This window comes from Halomonas alkalicola (genome assembly GCF_030704205.1).
Classification (GTDB): Bacteria; Pseudomonadota; Gammaproteobacteria; order Pseudomonadales; family Halomonadaceae; genus Halomonas; species Halomonas alkalicola.
Genome location: NZ_CP131913.1, coordinates 1,784,845 through 1,801,141 on the forward strand (window position 1 = coordinate 1,784,845; position 16,297 = coordinate 1,801,141).

Below are 16,297 nucleotides of genomic sequence, written 5' to 3' on the forward strand. Positions count from 1 at the left end.
CAGACGCAGCTCACGACTCGCCTCCCTGCATCCTGGCCAGCCAATCCAGCGCCTTGGCCTTCTTCTGTTCGGGCGATACCGGAGATTTCACGAAGCGATCGACCACGCCGCGGGTCACGAGCTCGCCCAGCGGCCCCTGGGCCACCAGGCCGGGGTAGTCGTCCAGATCGGCCAGCCGCACCAGGCGGCTGTCGCCCTCTTCCGGGTCGCGGTAGCAGAACACCACGTCGCCCAACGAGGCGTCAGGCAGTGCATCCATCAGCGCCGGGTTGTGGGTGGAGAGCAGCAGGCGCAGGTGGCGCTGCTCCGCCAGCCGCCGCATGGTCTCCATCAGCTGAAAGGCCCGCGAGGGGTGGATGCCGTTATCGACCTCCTCGATGACCACGGCGGCCCCCTCCGGGGCGGAGAGCATCGCGGCGGCGATGGCCAGCACCCGCAGGGTGCCATCGGAGAGCAGCTCCACCGACCACTCCCGCTCCTGATGGCCGAAGCTCTCGACGAGGGAGAGCGCCACGCGCCCCTTGCGGTCTTCGAAAAAGCGCACATCGGTCACGTTCTGCTCGGGCAGACTCTTGATGAAATCGAGAATCCGCGGCCGGTTCTCCTCGGTCTGCCAGAGCTGATAGAGAACCCCCGAGAGATTGGCACCGTCACCGCGCAACGTGCGATCCGGGTGGCTGTCGTCACGCATCAGCGCGGGCACCGGGTCGAGAAACAGCGTGGCCACCAGCTGGTCCTGAAACGCCTGGGTAGTGGCCGGGATCACATGGCGCGCCTTGTCATGCCCCTCCTGAAACATCGCCGAGCTGGCGAGCTGGCACATCACGGCGATCTGGTCGGTGCAGGTCACCTGTGGCTTGCGCCCGCCGCGTGCGAAGTTGTTGTAGGCCACGCGAATATCGGCACTGAGCCCCTGGGATACCTGCTCCACCTGGTAGAGAGGAAAAGCCTCGCTGGGCGAGCTGATGCTTTCCTGGGTGATATGCAGCTCGCCGTCGCGCCGAGCGATCGCGATGTCGAACTGGTGCCAGTCGCTATCGTCCCGACGACAGCCTAGCCCAAAGGTATCGGCACCGAGATAGCCCAGGTCGCGCACCTGGCCGCGCAGGATCTCCTCGGAGTCGTCCACCCGATGCTTGAGCACCGAAAGCTTCTGCCCCTGCCCCAGCCAGCAGAGGAATCGGAACGCTTCGATGGCGTTGCTCTTGCCCGAGGCATTGGCCCCGATCAGCAGCGTAAGGGGTGCCAGCGGCAGCGACTGCCGCCGGTAGCTCTTGAAGTGGTCGATCAGGATGCGCGTCAGCATGCGGCCTCCTCGGTGGGAACGGTCGCCTCCACCTTGACCCGCCGCTTGCCGGTGAGCAACTGCTGCATCAGGGCCCTTTTCTCCTGGCGCAGGCAGTCGAGGCGGCGCTGCTGGGCTTCGATTTCCGCATCTGCTTGGGAGAGCACTTTGGCGATGGCCTTTTGCTCATCGACCTCTGGAACCGCCACCTTAATTTCTGAGAAATGCCTATACTTCAAGTTCCATGTATCTGAAACAAGGCCTTGAGAGTGGCGATAGAACTCATGAATCACCCGAGGGAACTTGAAAAGATAAGAAAAAAACAAGCCATCAGCTTCGTGACCTGGGGTTACTACCGTATAGGCTGGACTAACAAGCCCCTCTTTATCTGACAGGCCAGACACCCCTTGCCACATCCGCATTGTGTTATATCCAATATCACCTATACAAAGCCGCTTATATTTCCCCTTGTCTTCACTGGACGTATCTCGTCTAGCAAGTTCGCCGCGATCAATGACACCAGAGCCTCCAGTGATGGCAAGCAAGGGTAGCTCATCCCGACCGGTTTCGTTTCTCTCGCTAAACAGATCCCCCAATCTTTCTTCTCGCCAACGTCCTTCAGCCCCAGGAAGCCGACGCTTACCAGTAAGCAGATGCTGCATCAGGGCGCGTTTTTGCTTTCTACTGGATTCGAGCATGCGCTCAGAAACACCAATAACTTCATCCCAAGATGATATGATTTTTGCAATTCTTATTTGCTCGCTGACAGGTGGCGCAAGAACATCAGCATTGAGTATGTCAACTCTTGATATTCCTGGTATTAGACCCGCGGCTGCACCCTCATAAGAGCCCACCTTAGAGGAAACCAAAAAATATAAATAGTTACTATCAAAACCTCTTGCCTTTATAGACATCAACTGCCGGCTAATGGCATACCGCCTGTCGGCCCTAACAATTCTTCCAGTCCCAGACCCTTTAACCGTTACAAGAACATCGCCCTCTTCACAGAATTTATTAGCAAAATCCGTGAACTTTGATGAAATAATCTTGCCTCCATCAAAATCTGCTGGCCCAGTAAGATAAGGCTCCCCCGCTCCTTCCTCATTCACATACTGAGCCTCAACGTGCTGACCTGAAACCAGCTCAATGCCCTCAGCCAGCTTGGTTAATTTCCACCCCTCAGGAATCATCCTCCACCTCCTTGTTCTGTGCCTGCTGGGACTGCTGCAGCGGCTGCTCCATTTCTTTCTCGATTCCTAACGCCCACCAATAGGGCTGGAAGCTGCGCTCCACGCTATCGCTTAGCAGCTCGATAAAGGGCCCGTAGTCGCCGCTGCAGTGGGCGGTATCCAGGGCTTCGTAGTAGGCCAGGCGCTGCTCGACCTGGATCAATGCCGCCGGGAAGCCGGCCTTCATCAGCTCCAGGTTCATCAGCAGCCGCGAGGTGCGACCGTTGCCGTCCACAAAGGGGGGGATCTTCACGAACTCGCCGTGCACGCGGGCGGCGCGCTCGACCGGGTGCAGCTGGTTGGCTTCATCACGGTACCAGGCAACAAAATCGCTCATGGCCTGGGGCACGATATGTGCTTCCGGCGGCCGATGGTCGGCCCCCGAGATCATCACGTTGACCTGGCGGTAGACCCCGGCATGCTCGTCGTCGATGTTCTTCAACACCAGCTGGTGCAGCGACTTGATCAGCCATTCTGAAAGCGGCTCGTTCTGACTGACCAGATCCTCCACCATCAGGATCGCTTCCCGGTGGTTGATCGCCTCGAAGTGCTCGCGCAGGGTCTTGCCGCCCACGGTGATGCCTTCCAGGGCGACCTTGGTCTCCTTGAGGGTCAGCGTGTTTCCCTCGATGGCGTTGCTGTGATAGGTCCACTGCAGCACCAGGGAGTCGTGGAGATTCTCCACCACCTGGCGCGGTAGCGGCCGGTGCCGGTCCAGCTGCGCCTTCAGCCAGTCCAGATGGGCGAAACGTTTACTCATGGTCACCTTCCCCGGGGCTAGCTGCCGCTATCTGCTGCTGCACCAGCACCCGCTCACGCTCCAGTTCACGCCGTAGCTCCTCTTCAGAGGGCAGATAGGGCAAATACTTGGCCGCGAACATCTGCTCGCTGTCGGTGAGCACCGAGTACTTCACCACCGCCTCGCTTTTCTGGCTACACAGGATCAGCCCAATCGTGGGGTTATCGTCATTGCCTTTACGGTGCTGGTCATAGATGCGGATATAGCTGTCCATCTGGCCCACGTCCTGGTGGGTGAGCTTGCCCAGCTTGAGGTCGACCAGCAGGAAGCACTTGAGCTTGAAGTTGTAGAAGACGAGGTCGATATAGAAGTCCTGATCCTCGGTACTGATGCGCTGCTGACGGGCGACGAAGGCAAAGCCCTTGCCCAGTTCCAAAAGGAACGCCTGGAGGTTGTCGATCAGCCCCCGCTCCAGGTCGGCTTCCAGGTAGCGCTCGCTGGGCAGGTCCAGGAAGTCGAGCACATAAGGGTCGCGCAGGTAGTGCCGAGTATCCTGCTCCGCCAGCGGTTGCGTGAGCGCCTGCGCCTCTTCCTGCACCGCGGCTCGGTCACGGCTGCTCAGCAACCGCTCGTAATAGAGCTTGCCGATTTGCCGCTCCAGCGCCCGCGCGCTCCATCCCTGCTCGATGGCCTCTTGCTGATACCACCGCCGGGCCGCCTCACTTTCGACCCGCAGCAGGACGCGGTAGTGCGTCCAGCTCAATTCGAGACGCACTGCGTCTCGAATTGGAAAAGCCTGATAGAAGCGCCTCATGGTACGCAGGTTGGTGATATCAAAGCCCCTGCCAAACTCCTGTGTCAGCTCCTCGGAGAGCCGCTGCAGCTGCTGCTTACCGTAGACGGCCCGCACCTCGCCCTGCTGCTCGTCTTCAACGATGAGGCGCCCGATGTGCCAATACGTCTGTACCATGGTGCTGTTGACGGCCTGCACCACCTCACGCCGGGCGGCGCCAACCAGCTGGCGGATCTCTTCCACCAGCTGGGGGCTTAGATCTGAACGCTGAGATCCTTGCTTAGGCCGCCGCTCGGGCTCACGAGACATAGCCCAGCTCCTTGAGATACCCCTCCATCTCGCGGTCCAGCTCCTCGAGCCGCTGCTGCAGCTTGTGGCGCTCGGCGCGCACTGCCATCAGGTCGATCTCCTCCTCTTCCTCGAAGGTGTCGACGTAGCGGGGAATGTTGAGGTTGTAGTCGTTCTCCTGGATCTCCTCCAGCGTGGCCAGGTGGCTGTACTTGTCGACCTCTTCGCGCTGCTGATAGGTACGCACGACCTTAGCGACATTCTCGTCGCTGAGCTGGTTCTGGTTCTTGCCGGCAACGAACTCGCGGCTGGCGTCGATAAACAGCACCTTGTCGTCGGTCCTATCCTTGCGGAACACCATGATGGCCGCCGGGATGCCGGTGCCGTAGAAGAGCTTCTCCGGCAGGCCGATCACCGCATCGAGCATGCCCTCATCGATCAGCTGCTTGCGGATCTTGCCTTCGCTGGAGCCACGAAACAGCACGCCGTGGGGGACCACCACGCCCATGCGTCCGGTGCGTGGCTTGAGTGTCTCGATCATGTGCAGGATGAAGGCGTAGTCGCCCTTGGTCTTGGGCGGCACGCCACGGCGGAAACGCCCATAGGGGTCGCTGCCGGCACCCTCGTGGCCCCACTTCTCCAGCGAGAACGGCGGATTGGCCACCACCACGTCGAAGTGCTTCAGCTTGCCCTCGCCGTCCAGCAGCTTAGGGTTGCGCAGGGTATCGCCCCATTCGATCTTGTGGTTGTCGATGCCGTGCAGAAACATGTTCATCTTGGCCAGCGCCCAGGTGCTGCCGATGGCCTCCTGGCCATACAGCGCGAAGCGCTTGGAGCCGTCATAGGCGCTGCGGATCTGGTTGGCACACTTCAGCAGCAGCGAGGCGGAGCCGCAGGCCGGGTCGCAGATCTCGTCGTTCTCCCTTGGCGCTACCAGCTCGGCGATCAGCTCGGAGACCTCCGGCGGGGTGTAGAACTCGCCGGCCTTCTTGCCGGACGAAGCGGCAAACTGCTTGATCAGGAACTCGTAGGCGTTGCCGATGATGTCGAGCTTGCCCACCCGGCTCGGGCGCAGGTTGAGATCATCCTTGGCGAAGTCCTCCAGCAGCGACTTCAGAATCTCGTTCTTCTGCTTCTCGTCACCCAGCTTGGTGGAGTTGAAGCTGATGTCCTGGAACACGTCGGCCAGCTTGCCGGTATTGGCTTCTTCGATGGCATGCAGGGCCTTGTCGATGCGCTCGCCGTTGCCGGGCTCATGGCGCGCCTCGTGCAGGGCGTAGAAGTTGGCGTCCGATGGCAGCACGAAACGCTCGTTCTGCATCAGTTCTTGGATCAGCGCCGGGAAGTCACCGTGCTCGGCCTTGTACTGGTCGTAGTGATCCTGCCAGACGTCCGACAGGTACTTCACGAACAGCATGGTCAGGACGTAGTCCTTGTAGATGCTTGGGTCGACGGTGCCACGGAAGGTATCGCAGGCGTTCCAGACCGCCTTGTTGATACGGTCCTGCTTGATGGCGTCAGTGCTGTTGAGTTCAGTGCTCATGGTTATCCTCCCTGATCAGTGGTGGCCGGCGGCGACCAAAGCATGCGGTATGGTGTTTGAAGCGGACTGCGGCGCCCGCGCCTGAGCGAGGACAGCGCTGCCCAGGGCCTGCATCTGTTGAGCCCGGTTATCGATCAGCGCCTGCAGCTGCGTCACCTCTTCCCGAGCGGCGCGGTGATAGGCCACCACCAGCGCCTGCCGTGCGAGATCGGGAAGTGTCACGGGCAGTGCCTTGAGCTGCTGTTTGGTAACGCTGTGCTGGGCCGAGCCCTGGCCCCAGCGGGTGAGGTAAGCCTGAGCATCGTGATGGTTGATCTGCCACGCCAGAAATTCGGGCGAGAGCTTGCCCTGGGCCGCCCCTGTCAGGCGAATCAGGAAGAAGTGTGGCGTGCAGACCGTCTCGGCGGGAATCTCGTCGGGCACCACCGCCGCGAAGAAGCGTGAGCCGCGAGAGATAAACAGCAGGTCGCCGGGCTGCAGGTAGTCCGGCTTGCGCTTGCCCTCCAGGGTGACCCGGTCAAACGCATCCTCCCGGCAGCTGGACCCAAAGCCGTGCTCCGGGTCCAGATGGCGCACCTGCACCACCCGCGCACTCCCCTTGGGGTCGTGCTTGAGCGCCCCACGAAAGGGGTAGCCTGGCTTGATCTCGGCGAGGGCCTCCAGGGGCACCTCATGGGGTGTTGCGGTCGTCATCGCGCTCCGCCTTGTTGCGTCATTCTTTATGATGCAACAAAGCGTAGGCGGCCAACGCGCATGGGTCAAGAGGCTATTGCATCATTGATAAAGACGCAAAAATAAGAATGGCAGACCCATGAAGGCAGCCCGGCCATGGCACGTATACGTGTGAAGACGCCATGACTGGGTCGATTTTGAGCGGCGCTGTCGACTGACCTTTAGCTGGTGAGGAAAACGCCGGGGTTGGATGCCTTCTAAATTTCCAGCATGTCCTTGATGTAACTCAGAAGTCCGTCAAGCAGAACTGCCGACGTGTTTCACGAGCATACGAAGCAAGCGCCGCCAGCACCGATGAAGGTATAAAAACCCCTCCTTTTACTTCTATCTTCCGGGCACAGTGTGATTGAATTGATACCCGGGGTGGATCTTCACCCCGGGTATGGTAGCGGCTAGCTTTGGATGTAAGGCTTCCCAGTGGTCGATCACATAAAAAACACTATCAGCATTGAGAGCGGAATTGAGACGAACATCGTCAACGCCGTTCTGACGAACCAGATAAACGTCAGGCCATAGAAGGAAATTGGGATGCTGGTTGCCATGATGCAGGGAATGGAGGCTGCGACAAACAGAATCGATGCAATGGCGGTAATGCCGGCCACCAACTTCGACACCATGTCGGCCTCAGCCATGATCAAAGCCGGAAGAAACATTTCCGAGTAGCTTGTTGATACGGCAGACGAAAGCTCTAGCCCGTTCTCAAGCCCAAACAGCATAGTGATTGGATAAAATGCATATCCAATATAGTCGAATGCAGGCGTGTACTTCTCGATCAGAAGACTAATAGTGCCAATAGAGAGAATAGTGGGAAGGATTGTCATCGTCATGACAAAGCCATCCTTCAGGTTCTCCTTGACAAGAACAAAGAAGTTCTTTGGCGAATTAGCAGCCTTGACTGACTCAGATAATGCAGTAGTAATTCTCCGACCTTTCTCTGGCTCCCGCTCTGCATTTTCAGCGTGGTCACTCATGCGTGAAATCGGCGGAATCCTGGCGCTAGCGGCAGTCACTACAACTGTAGTAAAAAGAGTTGCCATAAAGAAAATTACCCAGATATCCATCAACCCAAGAGTGCGCGCCACGATCACCATAAAAGCAACCGAGACCGTTGAGAAGCCAGTGGCGATGATGGCAGCTTCTTTTGCAGAGTACTCACCATTCAAATAAGCTTTGTTGGTGATCAGAAGGCCAACAGCAAAGCTCGTAATGAATGAGGCAACAGCATCAATGGCAGACCGCCCAGGCACGTGAAATGCTTTTCTCATAAATGGCTGGGTCAGGGTACCCACAAGCTCTACGAGGCCATAGCTCACCAGAAGAGGCATGAATATAGCACCTACGGGAACCAGAATTGCCACGGGAATGACCAAGGCCTTCCACAAGAACTCCAGCATAAACGGCTCGTAAAGCACAGCTGGACCAGCTCCCAAAATCACCATGACCGCCAGCACAAGCCCGAGAATCTTGAAGATGGCAAAAACTATGCTACCAAAACCTTTAGTCCAGAACCTGGTCATTATCGAATGAACCGTTCCGCCAAAAATAAGAGCCAATGCGTACCACTGGCTATTAGCTCCTAACGCCGCTTCAAACCTCGTCACCAGATGATCCAAGAGGATCGTGTTATTCCCAGCAATCGTGATTGGCACAAAGAACACCATTATGCCCAGCACACTAGGAATGGCAACCCTAGCGATCTCCGAAATGGAGTATCTTGATCTTGTTTCACCCTGAGCCGCATCGATCTTCATTATTATAGCCTCATCATGAATAATGAAACTGCAGGAGGAAGGCTCCTCCTGCTTCGCGTTACATATGCTTTAAGGACGCCCCTCAAGTCCATCTGCCTCATCAGGCGATGCTTTAGGGATCTTCATTTCAAACATATTATCTACAACGGTGTAATCGTGATAACCCATGCGCGCGATGGGGCGCGCTTTCATGATGTCGATCTTGCCTTCTTCGGTGATAAATTCATCCTTGACGTGAATCTTCACCACTTCTGCAAAGACAATATCGATGGTACCCACATTCGAGTTTCCCTTGAGGCGGTGCGTCGAGATGTACTTGCACTCGAAGTGACAGGGGCTATCCGCCACCATCGGCACATCGGAAAGGTCTGCCTTGACCGTCTTAAGGCCGGCAAGACTGATTTCACTTTCACCATACGGTACGGCCATGGCGGACGTGTTCATGGCGTCCTTGAGATCCCAGGTCACCATATTCCAGACGAACCAGCCGGTCTTCTCGGCGTTGATGACCGTATCTTTCCGCCTGCCATCCGGATACTGGTTGGCAGCAAACATCACCATTGGCGGGTCAAACGTCAGGTTCTGCCATTGACTGTAAGGTGCCAGGTTCTCGACCCCATCCGGGCTGATGGAAGAGAGCCAGCCGATCGGGCGCGGAACCGTACAACTCTTGAAGGGTGAGTACGGCAGCGGGCACTTCTCACTGTTCGGCATATATTTCATTTCATGTCCTCTTTGTTTGTTGGTGTCAGATCGTTCACTTGATCATCGGCAGGTCGAGTCCGTTTTCACGGGCGCACTCCTTGGCGATCTCGTAGCCGGCATCGGCGTGGCGCATCACCCCGGTGCCCGGGTCGTTGCGCAGCACCCGGCCCACGCGGGTGTGAGCATCATCGGTGCCGTCGCAGACGATCACCACGCCGGAGTGCTGGGAGTAGCCCATGCCCACACCGCCGCCATGATGCAGCGACACCCAGGTGGCGCCGCCGGCGGTGTTGAGCAGGGCGTTGAGCAGCGGCCAGTCGGACACGGCGTCGGAGCCGTCCATCATCGACTCGGTCTCGCGGTTGGGGCTGGCCACCGAGCCGGAGTCCAGGTGATCACGGCCGATGACCACAGGCGCCTTGAGCTCACCGTTCTTGACCATCTCGTTGAAGGCCTGGCCCAGGCGGGCGCGATCCTTGAGGCCAACCCAGCAGATGCGTGCAGGGAGGCCCTGGAAGCTGATGCGCTCGCGGGCCATATCGAGCCAGTTGTGCAGGTGTGGATCGTCCGGGATCAGTTCCTTGACCTTCTGGTCGGTCTTGTAGATGTCCTCCGGATCACCAGAGAGCGCCGCCCAGCGGAACGGGCCGATGCCCTGGCAGAACAGCGGACGGATATAGGCCGGCACGAAGCCCGGGAAGTCGAAGGCATTTTCGACACCCTCTTCCATCGCCATCTGGCGGATGTTGTTGCCGTAGTCGAAGGTCGGCACGCCCATCTTCTGGAAGTCGAGCATCGCCCGGACATGCACCGCCATCGACTGCTTGGCGGCCTTGACGGTGGCCTCGGGCTCGGCCTTGCCGCGCGTCACATACTCCTCCCATGTCCAGCCCTGGGGCAGGTAGCCGTGCAGGGGGTCGTGGGCGCTGGTCTGGTCGGTGACCATGTCGGGGCGCACCCCGCGCTTGACCAGTTCGGGCAGGATGTCGGCAGCATTGGCGCACAGGCCGATGGAGATCGCCTTGCCTTCGGCGGTGTAGCGCTCGATACGCTCGAGTGCATCGTCGAGATCCGTGGCCTGCTCGTCCAGGTAGCGAGTGCGCAGACGGAAATCGATGCTGGTCTGCTGGCACTCGATGTTGAGCGAACAGGCACCGGCCAGGGTAGCGGCCAGCGGCTGGGCGCCGCCCATACCACCGAGGCCGGCGGTCAGGATCCAGCGGCCGGAGAGCTCACCGCCGTAGTGCTGGCGCCCGGCCTCCACGAAGGTCTCGTAGGTGCCCTGGACGATGCCTTGGGAGCCGATATAGATCCACGAGCCCGCGGTCATCTGGCCGTACATCATCAGGCCCTTGCGATCGAGCTCGTTGAAGTGCTCCCAGTTGGCCCAGGCCGGCACCAGGTTGGAGTTGGCGATCAGCACGCGCGGCGCGTCCTTGTGGGTCTCGAAGACGCCCACCGGCTTGCCGGACTGCACCAGCAGGGTCTGGGTGTCCTCCAGGCGCTGCAGGGTCTCGACGATCGCATCAAAGCACTCCCAGTCGCGAGCGGCGCGGCCGATGCCGCCATACACCACCAGGTCTTCGGGGCGCTCGGCCACGTCGGGGTGCAGATTGTTCATCAGCATGCGCAGCGGCGCCTCGGTGAGCCAGCTCTTGCAGCTGCGCTCGGGTCCGGTGGGGGCGGCGATCTGGCGGGAGGGATCGTGGCGGGGGTCGCGCTGGGTCATGTCGAAATGCCTCTGGAGTCTCGGTGGATTGTCGTGGTCAGGAGCCGTCGGCTCTCAGTCATTCAGGGTCAGCAGGTGCACCAGGCGAGCTGCCGCCCTGGCGGTGCGACCGTCGATATCGCGGCCGGGGTTGAGCTCCGCCAGGTCGGCCAGGCGCAGCTTGCCGCTGTCTCGAATGCCCTCGATCAGCGGCTCGATCAGGGCGAGCGATACGCCGCGGGCAGCAGGGGCACTCACCCCGGGAGCCTCAGCGGCAGGCAGCACATCCAGATCGATAGTCAGGTAGAGGTGGTCGCAGTCGCGGATGAAGTCCGCCAGATCCTGCTCGATGTCGGCCAAGCGCTGGACGGTGATCTCTCGATCCTCGCGCACCATCACCCCAAGCTCGTTGGCGCGGTGGAACAGCGCTCGCGTATTGGCGGCCCGGCTTACACCGAGGCAGGCATACCGGAATGGCCAGTCACGCTGCGCGCAGTCATTGGCGATCTGGGCAAAGGGTGTGCCCGAGGAGCGCACATGGCTGGGATTGCGCAGATCGAAATGGGCATCCAGGTTGATGATGCCGATTCGCGGTGCTGACTCCCCGCGGGCCACCAGGTGCCGGGCAAGCCCCGACCAGCTGGCGTAGGCCACTTCGTGGCCCCCTCCCAGCACGACGGGGAAGTGCCTGGCAGCCAGCAGCGAGGCAAGGCGGTCGGCCAGGGCCTGCTGGGCCTCTTCCATGGCGTCGCCTTCACAGCACACGTCGCCGGCGTCATAGGCGGGCGCCTGGCGGTGCCAGGCCAGCGGTGCCAGGGCACGGCGCAGCGCAGCAGGTCCTTCGGCAGCGCCCACACGCCCCTGGTTACGCGCCACACCGGCATCGCAGGCAAAGCCGATGAGCGCACAGCCAGGAGAGGCGTTTTCGGTCAGCGGCTGGATCTTCTGGTGCCAGCGCTCGCTGTCGGGCTCGGGATCGGTGCGTCCCTGCCACAGGGTGATGTCGAAATCCTGATGACGTGAGCGATCAGACGACATGGGTCAGTTCCCCCTGGAACAGGCGCTGACGCAGCCGCCCGGGCTGGACGGCATAGGCCAGTGCGGCCGGCGTATCGACATCCCAGACGCACAGATCGGTGGTCGCGCCTTCCTGGACGCGCCCCTCCCCCTTGAACCCGAGCGCAGCTGCACCGTGAGCCGTCATACCGGCCAATGCTTCCTGGGGCGTCAGGCGGAACAGGGTGCAGGCCAGGTTGAGCATCAGGGTGGGCATGAACAGCGGCGAGCTGCCCGGGTTGGCGTCGGTGGCCACGGCCATGGGCACGCCGGCCTCGCGGAGTGCCGCGATGGGCGGTTGCTGCGTCTCGCGCAGGGTGTGGAAGGCCCCCGGCAGGATCACGGCGACGCTGCCAGCCTCACGCATGGCGGCGATGCCGGCCTCATCGAGGTACTCGATATGATCGGCGGAGAGCGCCCCGTGGCGAGCTGCCACGGCGGTACCGCCCAGGTTGGAGAGCTGTTCGGCGTGGGCCTTGATCGGCAGGCCATGCGCTTCGGCGGCCTCGAAGACCCGCTCGCACTGCGCTACCGAGAAGGCGATGGTCTCGCAGAAGACGTCCACCGCATCGGCCAGCCCCTCGGCGGCGGCCGCCGGGATCATCTCCTGGCACACCAGGTCGATATAGCCGTCGCTGTCATCCTTGAACTCCGGCGGTAGCGCATGGGCACCCAGCAGGGTGGTGACGACGCGCACCGGCAACACCTCGCCGAGGCGGCGCGCCACCCGCAGCATCTTCAGCTCGTCCTCGACCGTCAGGCCGTAGCCGGACTTGATCTCGACGGTGGTGACGCCGTCGGCGATCAGCGCCTCGAGGCGCGGCCGGGCGGCGGCGAAAAGCGCCTCCTCGCTGGCCTCACGGGTGGCGGTCACGGTGCTGAGGATGCCGCCGCCGCGGCGGGCGATCTCCTCGTAGCTGACGCCCTCCAGGCGCGCCTCGAACTCATCGGCACGTGAGCCGCCGAACACCAGATGGGTGTGGCAATCCACCAGCCCGGGCGTCATCACGCCACCTCGGCCCATCTCCTGGCAGCCCTGGGCGCTGGCCTCATCGAAGTCACGCATCGCCACCAGGGAGGCCACGCGGTCTCCCTCCGTGATGACGGCCATGGGCTCCGGCAGGGTGCACAGGCCATCGAAGACACAGATATCGCGCCACAGGCGTCGCGTTTGCGCGTTTGACATGACCCCTCCTCGAGCTCGGCACCTAATGTATATACAGATAGGCTAGCGTCGAAAAGGGCTCACGTCACCCCCTCAGGCCTCTCTCACAGGTCGTGACGGAAAGACTTTCAACGGACATATTATGATTAATAACTATTTAAAATCATATATTTAAATTATTTAAATTGATTCCAGGCAGGGCTAGAAATGGATATTCTTTAGACTAATGTCTAGTGGGGTGGGCTAGTCGGGGAGGGGGTGCTCGCTTACCTTATGTATATACATGAAGGCAGGATGCCTATACTCACCATTCACCACAATCTCGAGGCCTGCCATGGAGACCCCGCACGAGCGCTCGCGACAGCGAGCCAGCATGACCACCATCCTCAAGCTGTTTCTGCCCAGCGCCTTGGGCATCGTGATCTTCTTCGTTCCCGTCGAGATCGCTGGCAGGAGCACCATCCTCCTCGATCACATGGTGACCGGGGCACGGGGCCTGCTGGGTGATTACAGCGGCGTCTATGCGCTGGCGATGATCATGGCAGGCACGGCCTATCCCCTGATCAAGGGCTACTGGCGGCGCAATCTGACCGAGCGCATCTTCACTGCGCTCAAGGTTCTCGGGGTTGTCGCGGCGCTCATGGCGTTGACAGGCTGGGGGCCGGCCTTCCTGCACGAGCCGGACATGCTGCCGTTCCTGTTCGAGAGGCTGGTTATCCCGGTCGGGCTCTTGGTGCCCATCGGCGCCATCTTCCTGGCCCTGCTGATCAGCTATGGCTTACTGGAGCTGATCGGTGTACTGGTGCAGCCGGTGATGCGCCCCATCTGGCGGACGCCGGGACGCAGCGCCATCGATGCCGTGGCCTCCTTCGTGGGCAGCTATTCCATCGGCCTGCTGATCACCAACCGGGTCTATCAGGCGGGGCAATACTCGGCTCGGGAGGCGGCCATCATCGCCACCGGCTTCTCCACGGTGTCGGCCACCTTCATGATCATCGTGGCGCGCACCCTGGACCTGATGAGCCTCTGGAACCTCTACTTCTGGCTGACGCTGCTGATCACCTTCATCGTCACCGCCATTACAGTGCGCCTCCCGCCCCTCTCCCGCATGGATGACGGTGCTGCCGACGGGGAGCCGGAGGCCGTGCCTGGCAAGCGGCTTGCGACCGCCTGGCATACCGGCCTGGAGGTTGCTGCCAAGGCACCGGGCCTGCATCGCAGCGTCGCGCTCAACTTCAAGGAAGGCCTGGTGATGGCGATCAGCATCCTGCCCTCGATCATGTCGGTGGGCCTGCTGGGGCTGCTGGCGGCCAAGTACACGCCGCTGTTCGAATGGCTGGGCTGGCTTTTCTACCCCTTCGTGGCCATCTGGGGCCTGCCCGACGCAGCGGCCCTGGCCCAGGCTTCTGCGGCAGGCCTTGCCGAAATGTTCCTGCCAGCCCTGCTGATGGCCGAGGCCGAGTTCGTCGCACGGTTTGCCGCCGGCGTGGTATCGGTATCGGCGGTGCTGTTCTTCTCAGCGTCCATTCCCTGCATCCTCTCCACCAGCATTCCGCTGACGGTCGGTCGCATGCTGGCAGTGTGGTTCATCCGTGTCGCGCTGAGCCTCTTGCTGGCGGTACCCACCGGCTACCTGGTCCAGGCCATCATCAACTGAATCCGCGCCATGCACGACGAAGGCGAGATCAGGCGTTCCCGGCCTCGTCTTCGTGTTCTGCAACGCGTGTCATGAGACCTGTCGATGCATCGATGAGCGCAGCTTGTAACGGCTCCCTGGATGGAGAAGGCGCGCGTAGCTGATCAGCTGCTCACCGGACCAGGTCCGCCGGATCATGCTCAGGCAGGGGCTTTGCGTATCGATGGCCAACCACTCCGCCGCCTGGGCATCCGGCAGAACCGCTTCCACGATGTGCTCCACATCGGTGATGGGGCAGGCGGCCACCAACACCTCGTTGGGCGTGTGGCGCGTGAAGTCGGTCTCGAGATAGTCCGGCACCCAGCGCGGGTTGACGAACCGGCTCTCGAGCTGGATCGGCACCTCGTTCTCGAGGTGAATGATCAGGGTATGGAAGACCCGGCTGCCGAGCCTGACGCCAAGGCGCAGCGCCACCTCGTCATCCGCCTCGATCGCCTCACGAATCAACACCTCACTGCTGTGGCGATGGCCACGTGAGCGCACCTCCTCGGCGATGTTGTAGACCTCGACCAGTGACGAGTGACGACTCGGCCTTGCGGTCGGTCACGAAGGTGCCCAGGCCGGGCTGGCGCGTCAGGTACCCCTTCTGCACCAAGTCACGGATCGCCTTGTTGGCGGTCATGCGACTGACCCTGAAATCACGAGCCAGCTGCTCTTCCGGGGGGATCTGATGGTTCGATTGCCATTCGCCGCTGTGGATCTTGTCCAGCAGGTGCTGTTGGATCTGCTGATAGAGGGGCGGGGTGCTGGCCATGGAGCATCCTTCGGGCGAGGTCTATGTATATACAATTATAGTGTACCCTGAGCGGGTCGTCCGTTCATCTCCAGTTTCACAGATGTGGCAACAGCTACAAGCTCTCCAGCAACCCTTTGCCCTTTCCCTTTGCTGTACTCGCTCTACTCAGCCTTTCAGGGCAAGCCCCTTCCCCTTGAGCCCCCTTCCCTTCCGGCCTTTGGGCTTTTCAACCTTTGTCCTCGCCCCTTTGTGGGCTCCACCCGGTGGAGGCTCGCCCTTCCAGCGTCTATGCTAGAAGGCTGATGTACCCAGGGAGGGACGCCCATGGCGCTGAAATCACTTCTGACCCGAACTGCCAGCGCTGGCCGCCAGGCAGCTCGGAAGGCTCTCGACGGTGGACAGCAGGAAGGCTGGTCTGACGGCTGGCACACCCAGGCGAGCACGGCAGAGTCGCTGCGCGTGCTGCGCGACTCTGCCGCGGGCGCGGCCAAGTCCACCGCCCAAACGGCCACTACCCAGGAGGGGTGGCGGCGCATCGCCCGGGGAGCCGGCAAGGTAGCCGGGGGAGCGGCTGTAGTGGCTGGTGGTGTGGCTCAGGGCATCGTGAGCTCTGCTTCAGAGGCAGAGGGCTCCAATATAAACGATCCATGGAATGCAGATATTAGCGATCCCCGCACTAACCGCAGTGTAGGGGTCTACTTCGACCATACTGGGGCCCCAATCGATAGTCTCGGCAACCCTCTGCAAGAAGGGTAGCCATCTATTCTCGCCTTGCGGGTACTCGCCCTGGTATAACGGACCCAGCCACACAGCTAGCTGTGATCTCTCGGTAGGTTGTCCATTCGGAACCCTACATCTGCCCTAGTTGTAT

12 protein-coding genes and 1 pseudogene are annotated in these 16,297 nt (G+C 60.9%); 1 reads left to right on the plus strand and 12 read right to left on the minus strand.

Annotated elements, in window-relative coordinates; translation table 11 throughout:
* Positions 1 to 10: 10 nt before the first annotated feature.
* From B6N23_RS08480 to hutI, 11 genes are all read right to left on the minus strand, one after another.
* Positions 11 to 1,306 (minus strand): AAA family ATPase, encoded by a 1,296-nt coding sequence (locus B6N23_RS08480; protein WP_305503673.1) that lies wholly within the window; start codon positions 1,304 to 1,306, stop codon positions 11 to 13.
* On the minus strand, positions 1,300 to 2,475 hold the full coding sequence (locus B6N23_RS08485) for a restriction endonuclease subunit S (RefSeq protein WP_305503675.1): 1,176 nt from the start codon (positions 2,473 to 2,475) through the stop codon (positions 1,300 to 1,302). The genes B6N23_RS08480 and B6N23_RS08485 overlap by 7 nt, the downstream gene beginning before the upstream one ends.
* Positions 2,465 to 3,274, minus strand: a complete 810-nt coding sequence (locus B6N23_RS08490) for a Fic family protein (RefSeq protein ID WP_305503677.1) — start codon at positions 3,272 to 3,274, stop codon at positions 2,465 to 2,467. Before B6N23_RS08490 ends, B6N23_RS08485 begins: the two co-directional genes overlap by 11 nt.
* Positions 3,267 to 4,355 carry a PDDEXK nuclease domain-containing protein gene (locus tag B6N23_RS08495; protein ID WP_169956732.1) on the minus strand — a complete coding sequence of 363 codons (1,089 nt, stop codon included), beginning with the start codon at positions 4,353 to 4,355 and terminating at the stop codon, positions 3,267 to 3,269. Before B6N23_RS08495 ends, B6N23_RS08490 begins: the two co-directional genes overlap by 8 nt.
* Positions 4,345 to 5,877 carry a type I restriction-modification system subunit M gene (locus B6N23_RS08500; protein ID WP_305503679.1) on the minus strand — a complete coding sequence of 511 codons (1,533 nt, stop codon included), beginning with the start codon at positions 5,875 to 5,877 and terminating at the stop codon, positions 4,345 to 4,347. Before B6N23_RS08500 ends, B6N23_RS08495 begins: the two co-directional genes overlap by 11 nt.
* A gap of 15 nt (positions 5,878 to 5,892) precedes the next feature.
* Positions 5,893 to 6,570, minus strand: coding sequence for a restriction endonuclease subunit S domain-containing protein (locus B6N23_RS08505; RefSeq protein WP_305503681.1), 678 nt, complete (start codon positions 6,568 to 6,570; stop codon positions 5,893 to 5,895).
* A 464-nt stretch (positions 6,571 to 7,034) separates the two neighbouring features.
* A complete protein-coding gene (locus B6N23_RS08510; RefSeq protein ID WP_305503683.1) occupies positions 7,035 to 8,360 on the minus strand; it encodes a YjiH family protein in 1,326 nt (441 codons plus the stop codon).
* A 69-nt stretch (positions 8,361 to 8,429) separates the two neighbouring features.
* Positions 8,430 to 9,083 carry a flavin reductase family protein gene (locus B6N23_RS08515; RefSeq protein ID WP_305503684.1) on the minus strand — a complete coding sequence of 218 codons (654 nt, stop codon included), beginning with the start codon at positions 9,081 to 9,083 and terminating at the stop codon, positions 8,430 to 8,432.
* Positions 9,084 to 9,117: 34 nt separating this feature from the next.
* Positions 9,118 to 10,794: a urocanate hydratase gene (gene hutU, locus B6N23_RS08520; protein ID WP_305503685.1), complete on the minus strand. Its 1,677-nt coding sequence runs from the start codon at positions 10,792 to 10,794 to the stop codon at positions 9,118 to 9,120.
* 54 nt (positions 10,795 to 10,848) lie between these two features.
* Positions 10,849 to 11,811, minus strand: coding sequence for a formimidoylglutamase (gene hutG / locus B6N23_RS08525; RefSeq protein WP_305503686.1), 963 nt, complete (start codon positions 11,809 to 11,811; stop codon positions 10,849 to 10,851).
* Positions 11,801 to 13,015 carry an imidazolonepropionase gene (gene hutI, locus B6N23_RS08530; RefSeq protein WP_305503688.1) on the minus strand — a complete coding sequence of 405 codons (1,215 nt, stop codon included), beginning with the start codon at positions 13,013 to 13,015 and terminating at the stop codon, positions 11,801 to 11,803. Before hutI ends, hutG begins: the two co-directional genes overlap by 11 nt.
* A 313-nt stretch (positions 13,016 to 13,328) precedes the next feature.
* On the opposite strand from hutI, the gene B6N23_RS08535 reads away from it, so the two are divergent.
* A complete protein-coding gene (locus tag B6N23_RS08535) occupies positions 13,329 to 14,651 on the plus strand; it encodes a YjiH family protein (protein WP_305503689.1) in 1,323 nt (440 codons plus the stop codon).
* Between the two features lie 69 nt (positions 14,652 to 14,720).
* On the opposite strand, the pseudogene hutC reads toward B6N23_RS08535, so the two are convergent.
* Positions 14,721 to 15,444, minus strand: a pseudogene (gene hutC, locus B6N23_RS08540) (histidine utilization transcriptional repressor HutC).
* Between the last annotated feature and the right edge of the window lie 853 nt (positions 15,445 to 16,297).